General features: G+C 42.7%; 20 protein-coding genes. 12 read left to right on the top strand and 8 right to left on the bottom strand.

Going from position 1 to position 19,019, the window contains the following annotated elements; genetic code table 11:
* Positions 1-74 precede the first annotated feature (74 nt).
* Positions 75-995 carry a Dyp-type peroxidase gene (locus NI455_RS08440; RefSeq protein ID WP_253113554.1) on the bottom strand — a complete coding sequence of 307 codons (921 nt, stop codon included), beginning with the start codon at positions 993-995 and terminating at the stop codon, positions 75-77.
* A gap of 160 nt (positions 996-1,155) precedes the next feature.
* Between NI455_RS08440 and NI455_RS08435 the strand changes: the two genes are divergently transcribed.
* A complete protein-coding gene (locus NI455_RS08435; protein ID WP_004280977.1) occupies positions 1,156-1,776 on the top strand; it encodes a LysE family transporter in 621 nt (206 codons plus the stop codon).
* Positions 1,777-1,850: 74 nt separating this feature from the next.
* Here NI455_RS08435 and znuB read toward each other — a convergent pair whose 3' ends face one another.
* From znuB to NI455_RS08420, 3 genes are read right to left on the bottom strand one after another with little or no spacing between them, the layout of a single operon-like run.
* Positions 1,851-2,651 carry a zinc ABC transporter permease subunit ZnuB gene (znuB, locus tag NI455_RS08430; protein WP_005105129.1) on the bottom strand — a complete coding sequence of 267 codons (801 nt, stop codon included), beginning with the start codon at positions 2,649-2,651 and terminating at the stop codon, positions 1,851-1,853.
* A gap of 3 nt (positions 2,652-2,654) precedes the next feature.
* Positions 2,655-3,437, bottom strand: a complete 783-nt coding sequence (znuC, locus tag NI455_RS08425) for a zinc ABC transporter ATP-binding protein ZnuC (protein ID WP_435574931.1) — start codon at positions 3,435-3,437, stop codon at positions 2,655-2,657.
* Complete coding sequence (locus NI455_RS08420; protein WP_005108406.1) at positions 3,419-3,916, bottom strand: transcriptional repressor; 498 nt, start codon at positions 3,914-3,916, stop codon at positions 3,419-3,421. The genes znuC and NI455_RS08420 overlap by 19 nt, the downstream gene beginning before the upstream one ends.
* Before the next feature lie 146 nt (positions 3,917-4,062).
* Here NI455_RS08420 and NI455_RS08415 point away from each other — a divergent pair, with 146 nt between their 5' ends.
* From NI455_RS08415 to NI455_RS08370, 10 genes are all read left to right on the top strand, one after another.
* Positions 4,063-4,899 carry a metal ABC transporter solute-binding protein, Zn/Mn family gene (locus NI455_RS08415; protein ID WP_253113550.1) on the top strand — a complete coding sequence of 279 codons (837 nt, stop codon included), beginning with the start codon at positions 4,063-4,065 and terminating at the stop codon, positions 4,897-4,899.
* A gap of 174 nt (positions 4,900-5,073) precedes the next feature.
* On the top strand, positions 5,074-5,466 hold the full coding sequence (locus NI455_RS08410) for an ATP synthase subunit I (protein ID WP_004280982.1): 393 nt from the start codon (positions 5,074-5,076) through the stop codon (positions 5,464-5,466).
* 110 nt (positions 5,467-5,576) lie between these two features.
* The gene (atpB, locus tag NI455_RS08405; RefSeq protein ID WP_253113548.1) at positions 5,577-6,452 is read left to right on the top strand and encodes a F0F1 ATP synthase subunit A; all 876 of its coding nucleotides are present in this window, start codon (positions 5,577-5,579) and stop codon (positions 6,450-6,452) included.
* Positions 6,453-6,537: 85 nt separating this feature from the next.
* The gene (gene atpE, locus NI455_RS08400; protein WP_000424060.1) at positions 6,538-6,783 is read left to right on the top strand and encodes a F0F1 ATP synthase subunit C; all 246 of its coding nucleotides are present in this window, start codon (positions 6,538-6,540) and stop codon (positions 6,781-6,783) included.
* Between the two features lie 39 nt (positions 6,784-6,822).
* Complete coding sequence (locus NI455_RS08395; RefSeq protein ID WP_004280990.1) at positions 6,823-7,293, top strand: F0F1 ATP synthase subunit B; 471 nt, start codon at positions 6,823-6,825, stop codon at positions 7,291-7,293.
* A 12-nt stretch (positions 7,294-7,305) separates the two neighbouring features.
* Positions 7,306-7,842 (top strand): F0F1 ATP synthase subunit delta, encoded by a 537-nt coding sequence (locus NI455_RS08390; protein ID WP_253113546.1) that lies wholly within the window; start codon positions 7,306-7,308, stop codon positions 7,840-7,842.
* 45 nt (positions 7,843-7,887) lie between these two features.
* A complete protein-coding gene (gene atpA / locus NI455_RS08385) occupies positions 7,888-9,432 on the top strand; it encodes a F0F1 ATP synthase subunit alpha (RefSeq protein ID WP_004644861.1) in 1,545 nt (514 codons plus the stop codon).
* A gap of 89 nt (positions 9,433-9,521) precedes the next feature.
* Entirely contained in the window at positions 9,522-10,391 is an 870-nt protein-coding gene (gene atpG, locus NI455_RS08380) for a F0F1 ATP synthase subunit gamma (RefSeq protein WP_004644862.1), read from the top strand.
* A 26-nt stretch (positions 10,392-10,417) separates the two neighbouring features.
* Positions 10,418-11,812: a F0F1 ATP synthase subunit beta gene (atpD, locus tag NI455_RS08375; protein ID WP_004644863.1), complete on the top strand. Its 1,395-nt coding sequence runs from the start codon at positions 10,418-10,420 to the stop codon at positions 11,810-11,812.
* Between the two features lie 27 nt (positions 11,813-11,839).
* Positions 11,840-12,259: a F0F1 ATP synthase subunit epsilon gene (locus tag NI455_RS08370; protein WP_004644865.1), complete on the top strand. Its 420-nt coding sequence runs from the start codon at positions 11,840-11,842 to the stop codon at positions 12,257-12,259.
* 44 nt (positions 12,260-12,303) lie between these two features.
* On the opposite strand, the gene NI455_RS08365 is transcribed toward NI455_RS08370, so the two are convergent.
* The gene (locus tag NI455_RS08365) at positions 12,304-13,998 is read right to left on the bottom strand and encodes an ATP-binding protein (protein WP_004732607.1); all 1,695 of its coding nucleotides are present in this window, start codon (positions 13,996-13,998) and stop codon (positions 12,304-12,306) included.
* Entirely contained in the window at positions 13,998-15,170 is a 1,173-nt protein-coding gene (locus NI455_RS08360; RefSeq protein WP_004732605.1) for an SIR2 family protein, read from the bottom strand. Before NI455_RS08360 ends, NI455_RS08365 begins: the two co-directional genes overlap by 1 nt.
* Before the next feature lie 359 nt (positions 15,171-15,529).
* Between NI455_RS08360 and NI455_RS08355 the strand changes: the two genes are divergently transcribed.
* Positions 15,530-16,906, top strand: a complete 1,377-nt coding sequence (locus NI455_RS08355) for an NAD-dependent succinate-semialdehyde dehydrogenase (protein ID WP_253113544.1) — start codon at positions 15,530-15,532, stop codon at positions 16,904-16,906.
* 41 nt (positions 16,907-16,947) lie between these two features.
* Here NI455_RS08355 and NI455_RS08350 read toward each other — a convergent pair whose 3' ends face one another.
* On the bottom strand, positions 16,948-17,943 hold the full coding sequence (locus NI455_RS08350; RefSeq protein ID WP_253113542.1) for a pirin family protein: 996 nt from the start codon (positions 17,941-17,943) through the stop codon (positions 16,948-16,950).
* Between the two features lie 141 nt (positions 17,944-18,084).
* Positions 18,085-18,684 carry a PM1805 family lipoprotein gene (locus NI455_RS08345; protein ID WP_253113540.1) on the bottom strand — a complete coding sequence of 200 codons (600 nt, stop codon included), beginning with the start codon at positions 18,682-18,684 and terminating at the stop codon, positions 18,085-18,087.
* Between the last annotated feature and the right edge of the window lie 335 nt (positions 18,685-19,019).

Here is a 19,019-nt window from a genome sequence, read left to right as displayed (position 1 = left end):
TAATATATGAAGGACTTAATAGTAATTTAAGCCAAATTTAATTTATATAAGAAAGGGAGTTATACTCCCTTAACTCACCCTTCCAAAACCTCTTCCAGCAACTCCTCACTCGGTGCAAAGTAATAGGCACCATCTAGAGGTGTTACGAAATGAAGCAGACGATCATGAATTCCATCGCCAGAGGTACCAAACATACGTTCTAACATAGCATCGATAATCGTAAGGTCTTTGGTGTAGGCAATAAAGAATAGACCCTGGTCACCACGTCCATCACCATAAGGCAGAGAATGACGTAGGATTTCCATTTCTTCGCCTTCTTCATCTTCCACTACAGTACGTGACACGTGCGCATTTTCAGGTTTGACTTCATCATCCAGCTCAATCGATTCAAGCTTGGTACGACCCATAACCTGTTCCTGAGTATCAACTTTTAGCTTTTTCCATTTTTCCAGGTTATGCGCGTAACGTTGGGCAAAAATAAATGAACCATCTTGGAAAATACCTGAATCTTCACCTAATAATGCGACTTCAGCACGATCATCCGGGAATTGCGGATTTTCAGTTCCATCAATAAAGCCAGTTATGTCACGACCATCAAAATAGCGGAAGCAAACCCGCTCATCCAGCACCTGAACCTGAACCTGAATGCCTTCAAAAAAAGCCTGACTGAGCGCAAAACAGATATCAGCACGGGCACTGGCAATATGAATGATCATATCTGCCGGAACCACTGGCATTTCAAATGAACCATGAATGGGCTCAAGCTGTTTAAAGCCTGCAGGAGCTTGATCATAAAGTTTTGCCCACAGTTCAGGACCAAAAGCCACTGCCGTTTTAATTTGTGCTTGAGGATGTTGCGTAATAAGACGATCACGCGAAGTAAAAAGATGTTCGAGTTGTTCTTTTAATTGTTCAATACTCAAATCTTTAAGACGTAAAACAATAAAACGGGCATGATCTGAAGGAAGTGGCAAGATTACCGATTGGGCTGTCATTCATGGCTCCTGTAAGGATAGATCCTGTTTTTAATGTACATATTGTGCCTGAAGCTAGACAGAGTGAATAGTGCAATGCCTTATATTTAAGCAGGTTTTTAGCCTGATTTTATTGGAAAATTCATATAATATTGGGCAAGTTTTGCTGAGTTAAATATTCATGTCCTATCAAATGTGGTTTGCCTATATGTTGGCCTGCTGGGTGATTAGTGTCTCTCCGGGTGCTGGTGCAATTGCATCGATGTCGAGCGGATTGAATTATGGTTTTCGGCATGGTTACTGGAATGCGCTGGGTCTGCAACTGGCTTTACTGGTACAGATTGCAGTGGTTGCAGCAGGCGTGGGAGTTTTGTTTGCGACAACCCCATGGGCATTTTTAGTGGTGAAATGGTTTGGTGTCGGCTATTTATTGTATTTGGCTATTTTGCAATGGAAAGCACCTGTACAATCTATCGAAATTAAACATGAATTGGCGCGAAAATCGAGAGGGAAATTGGTACTGCATGGTTTCTTGGTTAATATCACTAATCCTAAAGCCATCGTATTTTTACTGGCCGTCTTGCCGCAATTTCTGGATTTGTCTAAGCCACAATGGATTCAGTATTTGATTATGGCTGCGACAATGGTGACGATTGATCTGATTGTGATGGCGGGTTATACCGGATTGGCTGCTAAAGTTTTAAGGCTGCTTAGATCGCCGAAACAACAAAAAGTCATGAACCGGACTTTTGCCGGGTTATTTGCCGGCGCTGCATTTTTATTGAGTTTGGTGCATCAATAAAGAGTCTTTGCTCTCTCCTTAAAGGAGAGAGGCGGAATAGATCATTAGAAAATCATAATGATTTAACAGAAAGATTAATTCAGCTTTTTAAACTTCTGCACACAGAAGATCAGTGCAAATAGCACCGCCATGGTCAGTACAATGGTTAAACCAGTCGAAGTATTGAGACCGGCACTCGACCATAGGCCCACGGTCACCCCAATTTGCGCAATCACGAATGCCCAGATCACCATTTGTTTGGGTGAGTGTGCAAGGAGTCGTGCGGTCAGGGCAGGGATCACCAGTAATGCCCCCATCAAGAGTGAACCGACTGCTTTCAGCGCAAGCACGGTAAACAATGCCAATAACAACATAAAGATCAGGCGTTGCCATTTGGCATTTACACCTTCACTGACCGCCATGTCCGGATCAATTGCGATTTGAATCTGCGCTTGCCAGCTTTTATAGAGAACGGCTAAGGCCAGAATAATCACGATAGCAAAGGTGGGTAAGTCCGCCCAGGAAATCGTCAGTAGATCACCAAATAGATAGCTGAGAAGTTCCGGTCTTAAACTCGGTAAATGCTGAATGAACAATAGACCTGAGCAAAGCAGTGTTGCTGAACACAGCGCCAGCAAGGCATCATTCGGCAGGCGCGGATCATGCAGTACCCACAAAATCCCTACCAATAATAAGGCAATAAAAGTGACTCCCATCCACAGCGGTAAACTTAAAGCCCCAGCAATGGCAACACCGAGTAAAGTACCGTGTGCCATAGTGTCAGCAAAAAATGACATACGTCGCCAGAGCATGAGACAGCCCAATGGGGCAGTCAGAAATACCAATAGCGTACCCATGATCCATGCAGGTAAAAGGAGTTGTAACCAATCCATCATGGTTTAAGCTTCCGGCTCGGGGTGAATATGAGGACGTGAGTCATGCTGACAGGGGGTGGCAGAATCACCATGTGCGCAATGATCATGATGATGCTGATAGAACACCCGGTTAGTGCCAAAAATTGCCTGGTATTCCGGATGTTGCTGCACGCTTTCTGGCAGGCCGCTACAACAAATATGTTTGTTTAAGCAGACCACACGAGTCGTACCTTGCATCACCCATTGCAGGTCATGTGAAACCATCAGTACGGCACAGCCATATTTTTCCGGCAAGTTACGCACATATTCATACAGTTCAGCTTCGGACTGGATGTCTAGACCCTGCATCGGTTCATCGAGAACTAAAATGTCCGGTTGGCGTAATAAGGCGCGAGCCAATAGCACCCGCTGACGCTCACCGCCAGACAACTGCTGAACTTTAGAATCTTGCAGTTTACTAATGCCGGTATCGCGAATAATTTCGGTTTTAATCTGGGACGGGCATTTTTCTAGTGCTAATAAATCTTTTACCCGTAGCGGCAAGCTATGTGAGGGATTAAATTTCTGTGGCACATAAGAAAATTTGAGCTTGCGCGCAGTTTTGATTTCACCTGATCGCGGTTTCAAAATGCCCAGTATGACTTTAATTAAGGTCGATTTACCAGCACCATTGGGCCCAATCAATGTGACAATTTCTTTCTCTTGTAACGAGAAATCAATGGCTTTTAAGATATCGCGCTCATCGATTTTGACCCAGATCTTGGAGAGCTGAATCAGGGGAGAGGCACTTAAGCTTTGTTGCGGCACTGCTGACAAATTCCTGAAATTTCGATAATGCTGTGATGTGCCGCGAAGTCGTCCGAGCTGGCCAGTGCATCGAGTTGATCGAGCAGGCCCTGAGCCGACGCTTCTTTCACGGCTTTACATTCGGTGCAGATTAAAAAAGCAGCCTGATGACCTTCACGCGGATGGCAACAGGGAATATAGGCATTGATCGAGGTCAGGCGATGAATCAGCCCTTTGCTTAATAAAAAATCCAGAGTGCGATACACCGTTGGTGGGGCTGCAGGACGATCACTGGCATTTTTCATTTGTGCCAGCAGATCATAGGCGCCCATCGGGCCATGCGCATTCAGAATGAGTTCCAGCACTTCTTTACGTAAAGGTGTAAGGCGTGCGCCGCTTGCTGCACAAAGACTTTCCGCTTCAGCAAGACGTTGTGCGACATTGGGATGGTCGTGCACGCCGTGCAATGCGTTGTGGTGTTCGTGCGAACAGGAACCCATAGTTCACCTCAAGTGCGAAACTGAAAATTAATAGATTTCAAATCTTAACATGAAGCGTTCTGAGTTTCGATTGGGCATAGGTATTTTTGTATTTTTGTTATATTATAACACTTCCTGATTTTATCGTTTTTAAGTGATTTCTACTCATGTTCCGTCTCCTTGCAATCAGTCTGCTGGCGCTGTTCAGCACACTCAGTTGGTCACAAAGTCTGGTGGTGTCTACGCAGCCGATCTATCTGATTGCCAAGAAAATTACCCAGGGTGTGGAACAGCCGACTTTATTACTGGCTAACCAAAGTGGACATGATGTGAGTCTGACTCCGGCGCATCGAAAAACTATTCAGGATGCAGGACTGGTGATCTGGTTGGGGCAGGCGCATGAAGCACCCTTGGCGAAAGTGCTGAATGAAAGTAATAAAGGTATCGCACTTTTAGACTCCGGAATTTTGACTACCTTGCCGATGCGTAATCCGCGTGGCGAGGCCTTAAAAAATACGGTAGACACGCATGTCTGGCTCGATCCGAATAATGCGGTACGGATAGGTTTCTTTATTGCGGCGCTACGTTCGCAGCAACTGCCGGAGCATCGTGAACGCTACTGGAAAAATGCCCGTGACTTTGCACAAAATATGTTTGCTACGGCCCAGCGTTATAGTTCAAGCAACAAAGCCAAACCCTATTGGTCTTATCACGATGCCTACCAGTATCTGGAACGCCCGTTAAATTTAAAATTCATGGGGGCATTGACCGATGAGCCGCATGTTTCGCCAACCGTGGCGCAAATCAAGTTTTTACAGGATCATCGTCCACAGCGCAAAATGTGCCTGCTGGCCGAAGGTCATGCCAGTGAAAACCAGTACCGCAAACTCAATCCGGTACTGTTCCAGCATGTCGATGAAAGCATGAGCGGGGCAGGGGACTTTGTGCAGGCTTGGCAGCAATTGGCCACAGAAACCCAGAAATGTGTACTAAATGCACGCTAATGATTTAAAAAATAGACAGATTTTGATTAGTTTAACAGCAGTGACCCGATTTAAAAAAACACGACTAAGGTCGGGAAAAGATTGCATGTTCAGGGGTGTAACTCTATAATGCCTGCGATTAAAAATAATCACCTGTTAAACTTGTCAAGCATGATTGCTGTGAGTGAATAAATAATGAGCCGAACTAGTCGCTTGATTGACCGACGATTAGCGAAAGCTTTGGTCCTCCTGCAAGCCTGTATGATCCCTGTTTCAGCCTTGATCGGCTGGGTCGTGAAAGACTCAACCGCAGCCTTGAGTGCAGCATTAGGTGCACTGGTATGTTGGCTCGCGACTTGTTATTTTTCGTGGCAATCGTTTCGAGCAGCAGGAGCCCGCGCGTCTAAACAAGTTCTTTCGAACATGTATAAAGGCTTGATGGGAAAGTTTGCCATTGTGATTGTTGGTTTCATTTTAATTTTAAGCAATGTTAAACCGTTGTCAGCGGTGGCGTTGTTTTGTGGTTTTATACTTGTTCAAGCCATGTCGTGGGTCGCTCCGTTTTGGGCGTCACGTCTACAAAAATGAGTATAAGCACAACAAGAAATTGAAAAGTTTTTCAGGAGCAGGCGAGATATCAAGCAGCACGCGATATTCGTTTGTTCTATTAGTTTTTTGACATTGACCAGGTGTGATTTATGGCTGCTGAAGAACATGCCCTTACTTCGACCGAGTATATCAAGCATCACTTGACCAACATGACCTATGGCAAAATGCCGGACGGTACGTGGAAATTGGCCGAGAGCGGTGCTGAAGCTCAACAGATGGGGTTCACTGCTATTCACTTGGATTCAATGGGTTGGTCTATCGGACTGGGTCTGATTTTCTGTTTGTTGTTCTGGTTGGTTGCGAAAGCGGCTAATGCTGGTGTTCCTACCAGGTTCCAGTCTGCAATTGAAATGATTATCGAGTTTGTAGATTCAAGTGTACGTGATACCTTCCACGGGAAGTCTCGATTAATTGCACCCTTAGCATTAACCATTTTCGTGTGGATTTTCCTCATGAACTTGATGGATTTGATCCCTGTTGACTTTATTCCTTATGTAGCTCAACACGCGATTGCTTCTATGCTGGGTGTAGACCCTCATCAGGTTTACTTTAAAATTGTTCCGACTACAGATCCAAACATTACCCTCGGTATGTCTATTTCTGTATTCTTCTTAATTATTTTCTATAGTATTCGTGAGAAAGGTGTTGGCGGCTTCGTTGGTGAGTTAGCACTGAACCCATTTAACCCAAGTAATCCAGTTGCTAAAGTGCTTTTAATTCCATTCAACTTATTGTTGGAATTGACTACTTTCTTGGCGCGACCAGTTTCATTGGCTCTACGACTGTTCGGTAACATGTATGCGGGTGAGTTAATCTTCATTCTTATCGCGTTATTACCGTTCTGGATCCAGTGGGCGTTGTCTGTGCCTTGGGCGATTTTCCACATTTTGATTATTACGCTACAAGCATTCATTTTCATGATGTTGACTATCGTGTACATGAGTATGGCAAGCGAAAAGCATTAATGGTATTGCCTAACTGTCAACGGATGGTTGGGCACACAATTTTTTAACTTAATTTGGTATAAAACCTAACCTCTGAGGAATTATCATGGAACTCACTTTAGGTCTAGTTGCAATTGCATCTGCTATCTTGATCGCTTTCGGTGCTTTAGGTACTGCGATTGGTTTTGGTCTTCTAGGCGGCCGTTTCCTTGAAGCTGTAGCTCGTCAACCAGAATTGGCTCCACAACTTCAAACTCGTATGTTCTTAATCGCGGGTCTTCTTGATGCTGTGCCTATGATCGGTGTTGGTATTGGCTTGTTCTTCATCTTCGCTAATCCATTTGTAGGTTAATCAGCTTAATTCCGAAATTCACTATTTGAGGAATTTGCAATGAATATCAACCTCACATTGTTTGGCCAAGCGATTGCGTTTGCGATTTTTGTCGCATTCTGCATGAAGTTTGTATGGCCACCACTAATCAATGCGATTAGTGAACGTCAGCGTAAAATCGCTGATGGCTTAAATGCTGCTGAAAAAGCGAAGGCTGACCTTGCAGATGCGCAAGCACAAGTGAAAGCTGAGTTAGACGCGGCAAAAGCACAAGCGGCTCAATTGATCGAACAAGCGAACCGTCGTGGTGCACAATTGATCGAAGAAGCGCGTACCCAAGCTGCGGCTGAAGGTGAGCGTATTCGTCAACAGGCTAAAGAAGCTGTTGATACTGAAATCAATGCTGCTCGCGAAGAATTGCGTCAACAAGTGGCTGCTCTTGCAGTAACTGGTGCTGAGAAAATTCTTAGCCAGCAAGTTGATGCAGAAGCTCACAATGCCATGCTGACTCAGCTGGCTGCTAAACTTTAAGAGAGGCGGATTATGGCTGAACTCTTGACGTTGGCACGCCCATACGCTAAAGCAGCATTTGCTTACGCTTCTGAGCAAAGTGCAACTGACTCTTGGTCAACAGCACTTGAATTGCTCAGTGCTGCGGTGCAAGACGAAGCATTTTCAGCTTATCTAAATCGCCCTGAGCTTACACCTGCTGAGCAGGTGGCTCTTTTTGCGAAAGTTTTAGGTGAAGACCAAACTGCAGCAGTGTCTAACTTCCTGACATTGCTTGCAGAGAATAACCGTTTGGTTCTTCTTCCTGAGATTGCAGCAGAATATGAGCAGCTTAAATCACAGAATAACAATACTGTGGATGTAGTGATTGAATCTGCATTCCCATTAACTTCTGTACAGGAACAACTTCTTACTCACGCATTAGAGAAAAAATTCGAAGCGGCGGTAAATGTTTCTGTAGAAGTTAACCCAGCGCTGATTGCTGGTGTAGTTATTCGTGCAGGCGACCAAGTGATAGATGATTCTGCGCTTAACAGGCTTGAAAAAATGCGTACTCGTCTTCTTGCTTAATTGCATTTAGAAGACTGAACTTTAAAAAGATTGAGGTATAGCGCAATGCAACAACTGAATCCATCCGAGATCAGTGCGCTCATTAAACAGCGTATCGGCGATCTGGACACCAGCGCAACCGCTAAGAACGAAGGAACCATTGTTATGGTTTCCGACGGTATTGTGCGTATTCACGGCTTAGCTGACGCTATGTACGGTGAAATGATCGAATTCGACGGCGGCCTTTACGGTATGGCACTGAACCTAGAACAGGATTCAGTGGGCGTCGTTGTTTTAGGTAACTACTTAAGCCTTCAAGAAGGTCAAAAAGCGCGTTGCACAGGTCGTGTATTAGAAGTTCCGGTTGGTCCAGAACTTTTAGGCCGTGTAGTAGATGCTTTGGGTAACCCGATTGATGGTAAAGGCCCTATTGATGCAAAATTAACTGATGCTGTTGAAAAAGTAGCACCAGGCGTAATTTGGCGTCAATCAGTGGATCAACCTGTACAAACTGGTTATAAATCAGTAGATACAATGATCCCTGTAGGCCGTGGTCAACGTGAGTTGATCATTGGTGACCGTCAAACTGGTAAAACAGCAATGGCGATCGACGCAATCATCGCTCAGAAAAACTCTGGCATTAAATGTGTATACGTAGCAATCGGTCAAAAACAATCGACTATCGCTAACGTTGTGCGCAAGCTAGAAGAAACTGGCGCTATGGCGTATACAACTGTTGTAGCAGCAGCTGCAGCTGATCCAGCAGCAATGCTTTATCTAGCTCCGTACTCTGGCTGTACAATGGGCGAATACTTCCGTGACCGCGGTGAAGATGCGTTAATCATTTATGATGACTTGTCTAAGCAAGCTGTTGCTTACCGTCAAATTTCATTGCTTTTACGCCGTCCACCAGGTCGTGAAGCGTATCCAGGTGACGTGTTCTATCTACACTCGCGTCTACTTGAACGTGCTTCTCGTGTATCTGCTGACTACGTTGAGAAATTCACTAACGGTGAAGTGAAAGGCCAAACTGGTTCATTAACTGCATTGCCGATTATTGAAACTCAAGCGGGTGACGTATCTGCATTCGTACCAACCAACGTAATTTCGATTACTGATGGTCAGATCTTCCTTGAAACATCATTATTCAACGCAGGTATTCGTCCTGCTGTGAACGCGGGTATCTCTGTATCTCGTGTTGGTGGTTCAGCGCAAACTAAGATCATCAAGAAATTGTCTGGTGGTATCCGTACTGCTTTGGCGCAATACCGTGAATTGGCAGCATTTGCTCAGTTCGCTTCTGATCTTGACGAAGCAACTCGTAAGCAACTTGAACATGGTCAACGTGTAACTGAGTTAATGAAGCAAAAACAATATGCTCCTTACTCAATTGCTGACCAAGCTGTTTCAATTTATGCATCTAACGAAGGCTACATGGCTGACGTAGACGTTAAGAAAATCGTAGACTTTGATGCTGCGTTGATTTCTTACTTCCGTTCAGAACATGCTGCGTTAATGCAACAAATCGATGCCTCTGGTGATTACAACAAAGACATCGAAGCTGCAATCAAAGCAGGTATTGAAAGCTTTAAAGCGACTCAAACTTACTAATTTCAACCTCTGTTGAATTTAGTGTCGGTTTGGTTCACGGAATCAACCTTCGGAAGCTCGCAAGGGCTTTCGAATACTAGGTTAAGCGTATGGCAAATTTAAAAGAAATTCGCGCCAAAGTAGCTAGTATCAAGAGCACGCAGAAGATTACTCGAGCGATGCAAATGGTAGCAGCTTCTAAGATGCGTCGTGCGCAAGAGCGCATGGCTCAAGGCCGTCCGTATGCCGAAAATATGCACCGTGTAATTGCTCATTTGGTCCAAGCGAATCCTGAATACAAACACCGTTATATGGTTGAACGCCCGGTTAAGCGCGTTGGCTATATCATTGTGTCTTCAGATCGTGGCCTTGCTGGTGGTTTGAACATTAACCTGTTCAAGAAAGTGGTTAAACACGTTCAACAGCAACAAGAGCAGTCAATTGAAGTTCAATTTGCTTTAATTGGTCAAAAAGCGGTTTCGTTTTTTAAAAACTACGGCGGTAAAGTGCTTGGTGCGACGACGCAAGTCGGCGATGCCCCAAGTCTTGAGCAGTTATCTGGTTCTGTACAGGTGATGTTGGACGCTTATGATAAAGGCGAGTTAGATCGTATTTATCTAGTGTCAAACGGCTTTGTCAATGCCATGACTCAAAATCAAAAAATCGAACAACTTGTTCCTTTGGCTGCTGCTGAAGAAGACAAGAATCTGAACCGTCAATACGGTTGGGATTACATCTACGAGCCTGAAGCTGAAGAGCTTTTAAATGGCTTGTTGGTTCGCTATATCGAGTCTGTGGTGTATCAAGGTGTGATTGAAAACATCGCATGTGAGCAGTCTGCACGTATGGTCGCTATGAAAGCAGCGACAGACAACGCAGGCGAGATCATTAAGAGCCTGCAACTTATTTATAACAAGCTGCGTCAAGCCGCGATTACTCAGGAAATTTCTGAGATCGTTGGTGGTGCCGCTGCCGTTTAACATTATTTTGAATTGAGGAGACAGCAATGAATAGCGGTCGTATCATTCAGATCATCGGCGCGGTTATCGACGTCGAGTTTGAACGCAACAGCGTTCCTAAGATCTATGACGCTCTCCAAGTAGATGGTACTGAAACTACTTTAGAAGTTCAGCAACAGCTTGGTGATGGCGTAGTTCGTACTATTGCAATGGGTTCTACTGAAGGCCTTAAGCGTGGTTTGAACGTAACCAACACTAACGCGCCGATTTCTGTACCAGTAGGTACAGCGACTCTAGGCCGTATCATGGACGTTCTTGGTCGCCCGATCGACGAAGCTGGTCCTGTTGCGACTGAAGCGCGTTTACCAATTCACCGTCAAGCGCCTTCTTATGCAGAACAAGCGGCTTCTACTGACCTTTTAGAAACTGGTATTAAAGTCATCGACTTACTTTGCCCGTTCGCGAAAGGTGGTAAAGTTGGTCTGTTCGGTGGTGCCGGTGTTGGTAAAACTGTAAACATGATGGAGTTGATCAACAACATCGCGAAAGCTCACTCAGGTTTATCTGTGTTTGCTGGTGTTGGTGAGCGTACTCGTGAAGGTAACGACTTCTATCACGAAATGAAAGATTCTAACGTTCTAGACAAAGTAGCAATGGTCTACGGTCAGATGAACGAGCCACCGGGTAACCGTTTACGCGTAGCGTTGACTGGTCTTACTATGGCTGAATATTTCCGTGACGAGAAAGACGAAAACGGTAAAGGCCGTGACGTACTATTGTTCGTAGATAACATCTATCGTTATACACTAGCGGGTACTGAAGTATCAGCACTTCTAGGTCGTATGCCATCTGCAGTAGGTTACCAGCCTACACTTGCAGAAGAGATGGGTGTTCTTCAAGAACGTATTACATCGACTAAGTCTGGTTCTATTACGTCAATCCAAGCGGTATACGTACCTGCCGATGACTTAACAGATCCATCGCCTGCTACAACGTTTGCTCACTTGGACGCAACTGTTGTATTGAGCCGTGACATCGCATCTTCTGGTATTTACCCAGCGATCGATCCACTAGACTCAACTTCACGCCAGTTAGATCCGTTAGTTGTTGGTCAAGAGCATTATGAAATTGCACGTTCTGTACAGAACGTATTGCAACGTTATAAAGAGCTTAAAGACATCATCGCGATTCTTGGTATGGACGAGCTTGCTGAAGAAGATAAACTGGTTGTTTACCGTGCGCGTAAAATCCAGCGTTTCTTCTCTCAACCGTTCCACGTAGCTGAAGTATTTACTGGTGCTCCTGGTAAATTAGTATCTCTTAAAGAAACGATTCGTGGCTTTAAAGGTCTTCTAGCTGGTGAATACGATCACATCCCAGAACAAGCGTTCTACATGGTTGGTGGTATTGACGAAGTTATTGCTAAAGCCGAGAAACTTTAATTAGCTACTCTAATTTAGGAGATTCTCATGGCGACTATGCAATGTGATGTTGTAAGTGTTCAGGAGTCTTTGTACTCAGGCACTATAACTATGCTAATTGCAAAAGGTGCTGGCGGTGAGTTGGGTATTATGCCTGGCCATGCTCCGTTGGTAACTTTGCTCCAACCTGGCGCGATCCGCGTTATTTTGGAAAACGGTACAGAAGAGTTGATCTATGTATCTGGTGGTGTTCTAGAAGTTCAACCGCATGTTGTTACGGTTCTTGCAGATACTGCAGTCCGTGCAGAAAACTTAGATGAAGCAGCTATTGTTGAAGCGCGTAAACACGCTGAAGCATTGCTTGCGAATCAAAAGAGCGATTTGGACTCTGCTGCTGCTTTGGCTGCTCTTGCAGAAACTGCTGCACAGTTGGAAACGATCCGCAAAATCAAAAACCGCGCTCAATAAGAGACGGTTTGAGATTGAAAAAACCACCCGAAAGGGTGGTTTTTTTATGCCCAATTTTCTTGGAAATTTGCACCTTCCGAATTTGGTTTTATTGTTGGCTTTTTAATATTTATGGTCAATGGGATAGGAAAGTCATTCCCAATAATCACAGCCTCACCTGGTTGTAGGCTTGGTAGGAAGTCAGAAGCAGCTTTATCAATTTCACCACAGGCTCTTTCTACAATTTCACGATCTCTATCGTTTGTAAGGCGATGAACGATCAATGTACCAAGCTGACTTAAAACACCTTCAGTAATATCTCTTGGTCTTTGAGTAGCAAGACAGATATTTAACCCAAACTTACGACCTTCTTTAGCAATAAGCTCAAAAGCATCGAGTTTGGCTAAAGTATCTTCATTACCAATTGTTTTACCAATGAAGTTATGTGCTTCATCAAGAAAAATAACAACTGGTTTTTTTTGAAAAACTCTTTGGCGAGACTCATTTAGTAAGGCACGTCCAATACAATTTGCAATGATTTCACGTGCTTTATATTCAAAAGGAATCCCGCTTAGATCGATACGTAAGAGTTTGTGACTTGGATCTGTAGATGATGAGAATCCTTTGATTTTTTCTATTAAAGAAATATTTTTAGGAGTTGGATGGAAAAGTGTATTAAATGGCGGTGAATTAATAATTGTTGTAATTCTGCTTATTAAAGAAAGGCAATTAGCAAAAGATTGTCCATCATGATTCCCCCATCTTGTAATATCTTTGATTGGTTTTTTTTCGATCCAATTGGTTGCATCTGGAAAAATACATTCTTGTTCAATTTGAAAAGATAGGTGGCTTAAATTGAAACTTAAAGTTGGATCATCAAGATTATAGCTTTTATATAAACTATTAAAATCACCTTTAGGTTGATCAGTCTTTAAAATATATTCAGATGCATATAAATCATTTCTTATTCTTGCTAACTTTAAACTTTTTAGCGCTTCTCGAAATTTAGGTCCTTGAACTTTTCCTGAAGGTTCAAATAGTGCAAGAAAGTCAGTTTCTAAGAAGCATTCAGGAGGTAGATAGCATTCTGTAGTTTTACTGGCAGGGTTGATAGAGTTTCCGAGATGTAAGTGAAATACGCCTTCTTGATCAAAATCTTTATATTCACCAGTTGCATCCAAAAGAATTATTCTTGGATGATATCTAAGGCATTCTTCTAAAATTTTAGCAGTTGTATAGCTTTTCCCTCCACCTGTAGATCCTAATATACCAAGATGACGACCAAATAACTTTTCAGGTGTAACTGTAATTTTACAGTCTCTATCTAGGTCTATGGATCCAATTTCTAGTTCAATTTCTGGGGTTATATGGTTCATCCTGCGAGGAATTTCTGCTATGAAGTCATGTGGTGCTGAATAGATTAAGTCATTGATGCTTGGGTAGTAATCAATACCTGCTGTAACTTTCAGATTATCCATTTGGATAGAACCAAGAAGTTGAATTCTTCCAACAATATCTAAATTTGAAAGTTCTAAATCGGCTTTCTTTATTTCGACAATGCGGCCAAGAATTAAATTAATCTGACTTTCAATAATGACGAATTCACCAACTTCACCTTTACCATACCTACGACCTTCAAAATAAGCAGGTTCATGCTGTAGGTTAATGAATTCGAATTGTAATGAGTTTGCTGAAATTGCATTAACTTTACCGAACAGAAGTTCAGAACGTACAATTCCTGTATTTTCTAATTCACCCATTAGCTACCCCCATGAATAACTTGATAAAGACTTTCTGCAGGGCTCAGAGCTTTGAGGTCTGGAATGTTAATTGCAAAATTTTCGAAATCAGCTTCAATAAATAAAATATCTAAGCCTTTATCAGCAAGTGCTTTAAATTTTTTCCAGTATGGTGAAAAATCATCTGGATTTTTAAACTTTCGTTCTACAGAGCGATCTACGATGATTAATTTTAAGTGTGGATTAGATTGTAATGCAGCATATATCGGTTCAGATAAGTGATCGTCATTAAAACCAAAACCTGTTGTTATTAAACAAGTGTTTGGTTCACGTATACCTTGAAGGAATTTAGCTATCAGCTCTAGGTGAGGTTGAATGTATGACTGTTGATATTTGCCTTTTGCAGGAAAAATCATGCATACATTTTTAGCATCATTAGATTCTTTTTGCTCAATAACAAAACTACCATCAGTTTCCGTTCTTTTAAACCAATTAACAGAGCCGTGTAATTTATACATATGAAATACACCATCCAAATATTTTGGTGTGGTTGACGTATTAATAGAATCTCTTTTAATAATGTCATAATCAAAAAATTGAGGACTATAAATTCTAGGCGTAGAGAAAGTGAATCCATCAATTATTGTAATTCCAAGTTTTCCTGCAGCTTCTTCAAAGCAAGTATCATAATTTGTGGTAAAAAGTTTAATCCTATTATCTTTACTTTTTCGTCTAGCAAGTTTTTTTATAAACTCCATATGTGCAAATAAATCAGATAGAGGTTTATCAAATTTACATTTATCTAAGATAATTTCTTTTGATTTTATTAAGAAAGCCTCTAATTCAGGACATTCTTTAATCTGTTGATATGCTTCACAGTATGAGAGAAATTCTTCAATATTCTTCTTAGTAGGACTAGTAAGATCATAGTCAATTTGCGCAATGATTTTGTCTGCGTCAGTCTTCCTAGATGGATCTTCAATACAAAATGTCCATAAGTCAGGCATACTTGGGCCTTTTACTTTACCGAGCGAAGTTCCACTACCAGCTAGTACCATAATATTGGGCATTTGAAGTGCTGTTTTAAGCTTGATTTTGAGATCATTTAAGTCATTAGTCTGTTGCTCAGTCTCGTCATCTCTATGAGGGATAAACTTCTCATTAGGTGTGCTTCTATAAAATCTGATGCCCATTAATATATTCTTGTAAAGTAATTGTTTTTATTATAATTTTATTATATTAAAAAAATAGTCATATTCTAGATTTAATTAAAAATTTTCTATTCTCTACAATCTTTACCTTAAATATGTCATCAAAATTTTTATCCAAACTTGATAGCTCTTAACTTTTTATAAGTTGCTCAAATTTCATTTTGTACCACTCGATATAACTTTTACCTGCTCTCAGTAATGTTTTGAACCAATCTGTAAGCAGACACACGCGATAAAAAAATCAGTGATAAGTTAAATAATTCGAATAGATACACGCTTGTTATAACTTGATGCAATTGGGTTTTGAACAGGCAAAACTTATAATTGAAAAAGGGAAAATCATGGCTTATCAATCTATTAATCCATTTACCAATCGAAAATTGAAAGACTACCCATCGCATAGCGATCAAGATATTCAACATGCACTCGATACTGCAGAAAAAATTCTAAAGTCAGAATGGTCACAGCAGGTCGATATCCGTATTGCAGTACTGCGTAAATTGGCTACCAACATGCGAGCGCAAAAAGCTGAACTGGCCAAGCTTATGACCCAGGATATGGGGAAACTGATTAAGCAAAGTGAAGGTGAAATCGAAACCTGCGCCAAAATTGCAGAATATTATGCTGATCATGCCAAAGAGTTTTTAGCGCCAGTGTCCTATGAAACGGAACTAGGAGAAGCTTGGGTCGAGCATCATCCACTGGGTATTATTATGGCAGTTGAACCGTGGAATTTCCCGTTTTATCAACTGATGCGGGTTTTTGCACCAAACTGTGAGATTGGTAATCCAGTTTTGGCAAAACATGCCAGAATTGTACCGCAATGTGCAGAAGCCTTTGAGCAATTGGTCTTGGATGCAGGCGCACCCAAAGGTGTCTGGACCAATCTGTTTATCAGCAGTGATCAGGTCGCTGAAGTAATTGCAGACAAGCGTGTGCGTGGTGTAGCACTCACAGGTTCAGAAGGTGCGGGCAGTGCAGTCGCTGAACAGGCGGGCAAACATCTTAAAAAATCCACACTGGAATTGGGCGGTAATGATGTGTTCATCGTACTGGATGATGCAGATCTGGAACGCGCGATCAAGTTAGGCTGTCAGGCGCGGGTCAATAATGCCGGGCAGGTGTGTACGGCGGCGAAGCGATTTATTCTGCATGAAAAAATTGCCGAACAATTCAAAGCCGGCATGCTGAAAGCTTTTGAGCAGTTAAAACTGGGTGATCCGCTTGATCCTGAAACCACTTTAGGACCACTGTCTTCAAAAGACGCACTGGAAAAACTCACCAAGCAGGTCGAAAAGGCCGTAGCGCAAGGTGCGACCGTAGTTACTGGCGGTAAGGCTGTAGAACATCAAGGCAATTTCTATGCGCCAACTATTCTGGAAAATATCACGCGTGAAAATGAAGCCTGGTATGAAGAATTCTTTGGCCCGGTGGCACAAATCTATGTGGCGAAGGATGATGATGAAATTGTCGAAATTGCCAATGATTCTAATTATGGCTTAGGTGGCGTGATTCATTCACAGGATATCGAGCGCGCTAAAAAACTGGCGTCACGGGTAGAAACTGGCATGATCTGGATCAACTGGTTTACTGACACCACGCCCGAATTGCCATTTGGTGGAATCAAAAATTCCGGTTATGGGCATGAACTGTCGATTGATGGTTTTAGAGAGTTTGTGCAGAAGAAACTGGTCGTCGTCAAAAGCCCGAAAAAATAATATGAGCTGATCCGATATCAAATAAGCCACTATTCAGTGGCTTATTTGTCTGGATATTCTTCACGTTTGCCACCTTCATAACTGGCAAAACGTGGGTGTTCTGGTGGAAATGACGGTTCAGCACTTGGCCAAGGCCAGCCACCAAACTGGGTTTCACGATAACGACGAAAAGCAGTCTCCAGCTCTTGAGCACTATTCAGCACAAAAGGCCCATGCATAGCCACCGGTGCACCGATCGGTTCACCCTCCAGCCATAAAATATGCGATTCTAGTAGGCCGCCTTTGAGGTGGATATCCTGATCTGGTTTCAGTTCTACCAGATGCTTGACCTGTATTTTTTGTCCTTCCAGCTCCAGACTTTTGCCTTGATAGAAATAACAAAACCGCGTTGCACTCGCAGTGCTTGCCGGAATAATCAGCTCTGCCTCAGGCGCAAGCGTGATCATATAAATATTAACCCTGTTTTCAACGGGTGCTGCCCAGGAATGTGCTGGACGGTCCAGTACTTCAGTTGTTTTAAACTGCCCTGAAATGACCCGGATCTCCGCTTTACGTCCGGCCGCATCGGCTGAAAATACATGTGGAATCTGTTCACGCCACAACATTTTATAATCGGCCGGCTGCTTTTTCTGTTCCGGTGAGGAATTCAGCCAGATTTGAAACAGCTCCAGAGGATTGTCCTGATCCTGATGGACTAAGGGAAACATCTCGCAATGCTGCACCCCATTGCCGGTAGTCAGCCATTGCACATCACCCGCGCCATAACGTCCTGAGTTTCCTAGCGAGTCAAAATGATCGACATAACCGCGCTCGACAATGGTAATGGTTTCAAAACCTGTATGCGGATGCTCCGGAAAGCCGGGAATACTCTCGCCATAATACATGTCATATTCATGCTGCTGTGGCGGGGAAACTGGGCCTAATTTAGAATTGCCTTGCGGATAATGATCTTGATGATGAACTGTAAAAATAAAAGGATCTTTCAGATCAAGCCGGGATGTGACTGGAACCACAGAATACAGCACTGAATTCGACATGATTGAACTCCTGATTATCTGATTAGATGAAAATTGTTGATCTAAATGTAATTTTTATAATCCATAACAGTGTATAGCCTGCAAGGCGATTGAGGAAGACATGTTTCGATCAATCGCCTCAAAATGAGATTTTTAGGTATTTTAAGTATTATCCTGATCAGTATTGCTCTCTGATTCCTGATCTGGATTCTGGATCAGCAAGCCGGCCAGTTTGACCATTTCGGATTGCACATTAACCATCTGGGATTCAATCTTTTTCAAGTTCACTTGGCTGAAATCCACCTGACCATTTAAAAGAGGAGAAGCCAGAACTTGCTGATTGGCGGTCATAATGTTGTCACGAATCTGGTCAATTTCCTGACTTTTCAAGTTCAGGTTGCCTAACACCTGATTAAAACTGCTGAGTTGCTGTTGTAGCTGGGTCGCAGTGGACTGCAGTTGCTGGGTATCTTTAGCTTCGACCGCCATTTGCAGTTCGGTCTGGGTCTGTTTTAACTGTTCTACATAACTGCCGGCCTTGAGCTGCAAGTCGGCGACATCACGAACCATATAAAACATATTGCCCGATTTAAGTTCGGTTTGTGCTGCTGAACTCTGTTGCTGAGAGGCTGGTTCCAGATCTGAGGTCGTGGTATCTGCCTGTTCAGCCGGTGCTTCGACAGCCTGTTCACAGCCCATCAGTAAAATTCCAGAGCTAAATAATGCGAAAGGAAGGACAGCATTGGCAAGAATCTTGGACATGGAATCAGGGTCTCGATACAGGTGATGGAATTTGAGTAGTATTTAATATAAGGACAAACTATGGAGATAAAAAAGATTGTTGCAAACTCATAACAATTCTTCTGGGTTGCGAACGTTGCTCTATTCAAAAACAAGAAAAAGATTATTAAAAGCTGGTAAAGAAGTACTTTGCTCTCACCAAATTGGCTTGTTTGGCCTGCAATCACTTTGAAAATGTTTTTAGGTGAATTTTAATGCAATTAAATAGGGTGTGTTGACACTTTTAGCTTAAAAAAATAGCGAAGTAGTAAAATCAAATCGCCAAACCCAATTTTACTATTCGCTATGCCTCGTAC

It is taken from the genome of Acinetobacter lwoffii (assembly GCF_024129435.1).
Lineage (GTDB): Bacteria > Pseudomonadota > Gammaproteobacteria > Pseudomonadales > Moraxellaceae > Acinetobacter > Acinetobacter lwoffii_F.
Note: the sequence above shows the minus strand (reverse complement) of the source record. Positions and strands in the feature narration are given on the sequence as shown.